This is a genomic window from Campylobacter sp. RM19073, from assembly GCF_024723495.1.
Taxonomy (GTDB): domain Bacteria; phylum Campylobacterota; class Campylobacteria; order Campylobacterales; family Campylobacteraceae; genus Campylobacter; species Campylobacter porcelli.
Genome location: NZ_JANQCT010000036.1, coordinates 1 through 5,882 on the forward strand (window position 1 = coordinate 1; position 5,882 = coordinate 5,882).

6 protein-coding genes are annotated in these 5,882 nt (G+C 32.8%); 3 read left to right on the top strand and 3 right to left on the bottom strand.

The window, feature by feature from the left end:
* From holA to CSUIS19073_RS07810, 3 genes are all read right to left on the bottom strand, one after another.
* On the bottom strand, positions 1–797 hold a 797-nt coding region (gene holA, locus CSUIS19073_RS07800; RefSeq protein ID WP_337214405.1), incomplete at its 3' end, for a DNA polymerase III subunit delta.
* On the bottom strand, positions 790–2,712 hold the full coding sequence (locus tag CSUIS19073_RS07805) for an RNB domain-containing ribonuclease (RefSeq protein ID WP_086236770.1): 1,923 nt from the start codon (positions 2,710–2,712) through the stop codon (positions 790–792). The genes holA and CSUIS19073_RS07805, both read right to left, overlap by 8 nt.
* Positions 2,709–3,521 (bottom strand): HDOD domain-containing protein, encoded by an 813-nt coding sequence (locus tag CSUIS19073_RS07810; protein ID WP_086236769.1) that lies wholly within the window; start codon positions 3,519–3,521, stop codon positions 2,709–2,711. Before CSUIS19073_RS07810 ends, CSUIS19073_RS07805 begins: the two co-directional genes overlap by 4 nt.
* A gap of 143 nt (positions 3,522–3,664) precedes the next feature.
* Here CSUIS19073_RS07810 and ilvC point away from each other — a divergent pair, with 143 nt between their 5' ends.
* From ilvC to CSUIS19073_RS07825, 3 genes are all read left to right on the top strand, one after another.
* Positions 3,665–4,687, top strand: a complete 1,023-nt coding sequence (gene ilvC, locus CSUIS19073_RS07815) for a ketol-acid reductoisomerase (RefSeq protein WP_086236768.1) — start codon at positions 3,665–3,667, stop codon at positions 4,685–4,687.
* The gene (locus CSUIS19073_RS07820) at positions 4,688–5,641 is read left to right on the top strand and encodes a divergent polysaccharide deacetylase family protein (RefSeq protein WP_086236767.1); all 954 of its coding nucleotides are present in this window, start codon (positions 4,688–4,690) and stop codon (positions 5,639–5,641) included.
* Positions 5,625–5,882: DNA-processing protein DprA (locus tag CSUIS19073_RS07825; RefSeq protein WP_337214406.1), on the top strand; the 258-nt coding region annotated here is incomplete at its 3' end. The genes CSUIS19073_RS07820 and CSUIS19073_RS07825, both read left to right, overlap by 17 nt.

Sequence of the window (5,882 nt, forward strand, 5' to 3'; positions counted from 1 at the left end):
GTGTATCCTAATACAATTTTTGGGTCAAATTTTCCACTAGTTTTAATTGAGCTATAGATCAAATATAGTCTATGAAATGCCTTAAAAAGCATATTTAAAAGGGCAATTTCGTTAAATGAGCTATCGTTTATAAACTCAAAATAGTCGCTATTAATACTTTTTTTGCTAATTATTTTATCAAATAAAGCATCAAATCCAATTCCATTTAAGGCATAAACTCGCTCTTTTATCTCTTCTAAATTAAATTTAGTCGCTATGGTTGCAAGTTTATTTAGCTCACTAGCACTAAGATATAGATTTTCATTTTGTAAGTTATAAATATATAAAAGAGACTGGCTATCTATATTAAGACCAAGGATTTTAGCGTGATTAGATAGAATTTGATTTACCTCTATGGCACTGCTAGGTGGGAAAAATCTAACGAAATTTAATCCAAAATGCTTCTTTATATCGCTTAAGGATTTCTCATCGCCTTCGTGTAACTCAAAGATAAAGATATTATTTGGGTTATTTTGACACTGAGAGACTAGCTCTTTTGTATCTTTAGATGGGATTTTTTTATCGCTTTTGATGTGCAATAAATTTGAATTAGCAAATAGCGAAGGCTCACTAAGATGCGAAATCGCAAGGCTAAAATCATAATCATCATAGTATAAGCTAAGCAAATTATCATTATTAAATTTTTTTAAAATTTCCTTAGCGTAAAACTCCACTTGATAGCTCTCAGCACCATAAAGTAAGAAAAAATTTGGTATATTAGCAGAGTTTAGAAGTGCTATAAAATCCTTTTTATACATCTAAAATTTCCACCACTTTTCCTAAAATTTTAGCCGTTGGAATATCTACTTCTATGATTTTTACCATCACCGGAGTTAGTAAATCGCAAGTAAAATTATCTAAAAAAATCCTAGCTCCCTTTATCTCATCATCAAGTCTAGCGATAGTTTGATTGCTATTTTCATATATGTAGCATTTAAAAATTTTATCTATATTTTTTGCTGCAAAACGGGCAAATTTACGATCCATAAAATCCCAAGCGACCTTATCGGCTTCTCTTTCTAATACATTTAAATTCGCACAAAGCTCATCAATGCCTAGCATTAGGTAGTTTGTCAATTTAGCATCATCTTGAGCTTTTAAAATTCTATGAAGAATTAAATCAGAGTATCTACGAATAGGGCTAGTAAAGTGTGAATATAGCTCAAATCCAAGCCCAAAATGCCCCCTTGATACACTTGCATACTCGGCTCTTTTTTGTGCTTTTATGATGAGTTTATCTACATCTTCTCTTATATTTAGCTCATTAGCCTTAGCTTGAATTTGAGCTATCATAGATACTAGATCGCTTGTTGGTTTTACGCTAATTCCAAGCAGGTTAAGGTCATCTAAAAGAGCGTTTATTTTATTAAAATCTGCTGGTTCGTGATTGCGAAATATGCCCTTATTTACTCTTTTTGCTGCAGCTTTATTGGCTAAGAGCATGCACTCTTCTATAAGTGAGTGCGATGGAGTGGAGCTTTCAAATTTAGTTGATTTGATATTGCCATTTTCATCAAGGCTCATTCTAAGCTCTAATGTGTGGAAGTCAAAGCCATTTTTAAGCCGTTTTTCTTTTAATTTTTGAGTTATATTAAAAAGTGGCGTTATCCACTCTTTTATCTCATTTTGACACTCAAATTCGCCATTTATTAAGCTATCAATCTCATCGTAGTTAAACCTTCTTTTAGAGTGAATTATACAGCTTATTAGCTCCTCTTTAATGGCTTCTAAATTTGAGTTTAAGCAGATTTTAAAAGCAAAGGCAAGTCTATCGCAATTTGGCTTTAAAGAGCATATATTTTCGCTAAGCTCTCTAGGTAGCATTGGTACGGCAATATGCGGAAAATATATAGAAAAGCCCCTAAATCTAGCCTCCTTATCAATCCCACTATATGGGCTGACATATTCGCTTACATCTGCGATGGCTATGTAAATTTCATTTGTACTTTTATCAAAATATATCGCATCATCAAAATCCTTAGCATCAACTGGATCAATCGTGCAAAATGGTAGATGAGTAAGATCAATCCTATCTGGATACATACTTTTATCAACCTCATCGCCAAAGCTAATTGCTTCATTGCTTGCTATTTTAGGGAAAATTTCGCGTTTATTATATAGTGCCATAGAGATTTTTTGATCCACATTTGGATCGCTTAATACCCCTAAGACCTCTACAATATCATTATCTAAATTATTTATTTTTAAAACTGTGCCTTGAGGTAGCTCTTTTAGGGATTTTTGACTGGCTTTTAGAGCTATTGTGATGGAATTTGGGATTGTTACGCCCATTATAACGGAGCCAATTTTTTTAGTATAGACCACGCTTGTTTCATTTGCCATAAACAATACAGCCACAACGGCTGCTTTTTGGCGTGGCTTTTTAAATTTAGTTAATTTAGCAAGGACAATATCGCCAAAGTGAGCCCCACCTAAATCACGATTTTCTATCATTAAATCTTGCTTAAATCTACTATCATATGGGTATAAAAATCCAGTTCCATTGCCAGATATATCGAGCTTTCCGCAGACAAAGCCATCATTTAGATAGTATCTATTTTTATGTTTTGATACGGCCTTTATCTGTTCTAAAACTCTTAAAATTTCAAGCTCACTTGACTTTATATATTTGCTCTCTAAGCCAGTTGTTAAAGAGTTTAAAAATGCTCTCAATTTCTTACTTTTTCTATGGCGTCTAGGTATGATTTAACATCAAGATTATAAAAATCTAAAAGCTCTTTTGAGCTATCAATCTGACTTTGTGATAGAGTGCCAAAAATATTTATACTATTGCTTATGATATTTAAGATTATACAGTGTTTTTTCACATTATCTGGTGCGTCAGATGGATTTAATAAATATCTAATAGCATTTGAAATTTCTGGCTCTAAATTCCAGTTTTTAAATATCTGTGCTGTTACCATCTGGCTTGAGATACCTACCATATCTATCTCTAAATTATATAGCTCTATTGGGGTTGATATACTTTGTATTTGGGATTTAAATTTATCTGATTTATTAGAGTCTATTAGCTCTTTAGCGATTACTATTTTACCTATATCCATCATAAAACTAGCCGGTGATATGATATTTAAAAGCCCACGATCTATCTTATTACACCAGTTAAATGCTAAGGCATTTTGCATTGTTGCTAACTCCATAAATTGAGTTTCACTAATTCCATATGGAGTTAAATTTATTTTAAAATTTTTACTTACAGTCCCAGCAAGGGCAAATCCTCTAATGGTCGCCATCCCAAATAACGCCACGGCTCTATCAACATCATTTATCTCTCTACTAAAGCCATATAATGGGCTATTTGCTGAACGCAAAATATTTGCTGTAAGCATTGGGTCTTGGTGGATTACGCTAATTAACTCTGCTATATCGCTATCATCATTGCTACAAATCTTTTGAATTTTGATAATTGTCTCATCAAGTGGTGGTAGAGATTTTATACTTTTATATATTGCTTCATTCATTGGAATTTCTCATAATAATTTTTGATTAATTTTCATAATTCTACTACGATTGAACTTAAATTTTGGATAATTTTTTTGAAAATTTATTAAATTTAAATTTTAATAATGTATAATTGCCATTTATTTTTTACTAAAGGAAGATTATGGCAATAACAGTTTATTATGACAAAGATTGTGATTTAAGCCTAATTAGATCTAAAAAAGTAGCTATGATAGGTTTTGGCTCTCAAGGTCACGCACACGCTGAAAATTTAAGAGATAGCGGAGTAGAGGTTATCATCGGACTAAATCCAAATGGCAAGAGCTGGGCTAAAGCAGAGGCTAAAGGCTTTAAGGTTATGAGCGTAAGCGACGCGACAAAAGAAGCTGATGTTGTGATGATACTTACTCCTGATGAGCTACAAGCTGATATTTTCAAAGCTGAAATTGAACCAAATTTAAAAAGCGGTAGTGCAATCGCATTTGGTCATGGATTTAATATCCATTATGGTCAAATCGTCCCACCAAAAGGCATTGATTGTATAATGATAGCACCAAAAGCCCCAGGCCACACTGTAAGAAATGAATTTGTCAATGGTGGTGGTATCCCAGATCTAATCGCAGTAGCTCAAGATGCTTCAGGCAAAGCAAAAGATATAGCTCTAAGCTATGCTAGTGCTATTGGCGGTGGTAGAACTGGTATTATAGAGACTACCTTTAAGGCTGAGACTGAAACTGATCTATTTGGCGAGCAAGCTGTATTATGTGGCGGACTTTGTGCGCTTATAAATGCTGGGTTTGAGACCTTAGTAGAGGCGGGATATGAGCCTGAGATGGCGTATTTTGAGTGCTTACATGAGATGAAATTAATTGTGGATTTAATCTATCAAGGTGGTATGGCTGATATGAGATACTCTATTTCAAATACAGCTGAATTTGGGGATTATGTAAGTGGCAAACGAGTGGTAGATGAGAGATCAAAAGCAGCTATGAAAGAGATTTTAAAAGAGATTCAAGATGGTACATTTGCTAAAAATTTCATCTTAGAGCGTAAAGCTGGATATACAAAAATGAATGCTGAGCGTAAATTAAGCGATGAGAGTTTGCTAAACAAAACTGGCGAAAAATTAAGAGCTATGATGCCTTGGATAAATAAAGGTAAATTAGTAAATAAAGATAAAAATTAATTGGCAAAGCGTAGCAAAAAGAGCACCTCAAATGGCGAGGTGCTTGTATATTTTGGTATTTTAATATCTATTATAGTTATAATTGGTGTTGTCTATTTAGCATCAAGCACTAAAAAAGAGAGTGTAAGCTTTAAAGCTATTGATAATATTGATAGATATTTCGAAGGTAAAAAAAGGGATTATACCATCCTTGATAAGCCTAAAAATATAGATGAAAATCAGACGCAAAATGATATTAAATTTGATGAAAAAATAGAACCACCAACTACGATAAATAGCATTGATTTAAAATCGGATAAACCAAATTTGGCCATAATCATAGATGATATATCTACATTTTATCAAGCTAAAAAGATTAAGTCTTTGGATATGAATATCACCCCTTCTATATTTCCACCTAGTAAAAACTACCCAAATAGTGCTAATGTGGCTAAGGATTTTGAGTTTTATATGATACATTTACCACTTGAGGCGATGAACTACCAAGCACAAGAGAAAGATACCCTAAAAGTAGGCGATAATATCGCAAAAATAGAAGCACAAATTTATAAAATCAGATCAAATTTCCCAAATGCCATATATATAAATAACCACACAGGAAGTAAATTTACAAGCGATTATAACTCTATGAAAAATCTATTTAAGACACTTAAAAAGCATAATATGATATTTATCGATAGCTACACCACCAAAGATTCTAAAGCTAAGATTTTAAGCGATGAATTTGGCAATAAATATTTAAAAAGAGATGTTTTTATAGATAATATCAAAGATGAAAAAGCTATAATTAGTAAGCTAAAGGAAAGTATAAAAATAGCTAAAAAAAATGGTTTTGCCATAGCTATCGGACATCCATATGAGCAGACTTTTAAAGCTCTAAAAGCCATAAAAAGTGAGCTAGAAAGCCAAACTAGATTGATACTTTTAAAGGATATGTATGAGCTTTATCACTGAATTTAAGCTAAATCCAAATTTCCAAAATCCGCCAAAAAAGCTATATTATAAGGGGAATTTAAAATTATTAGATTATCCAAAAGTTGCGATTGTAGGCTCACGCAGATGCTCATCTTATACCAAAAATATGACTATAAATTTAGCTTCAACCCTTAAAAAATATGGAGTTTGCGTAGTTAGTGGGGCAGCTATTGGGGTTGATATTTGCGCTCATACCGGAGCGTATCCGCATACAATCGCA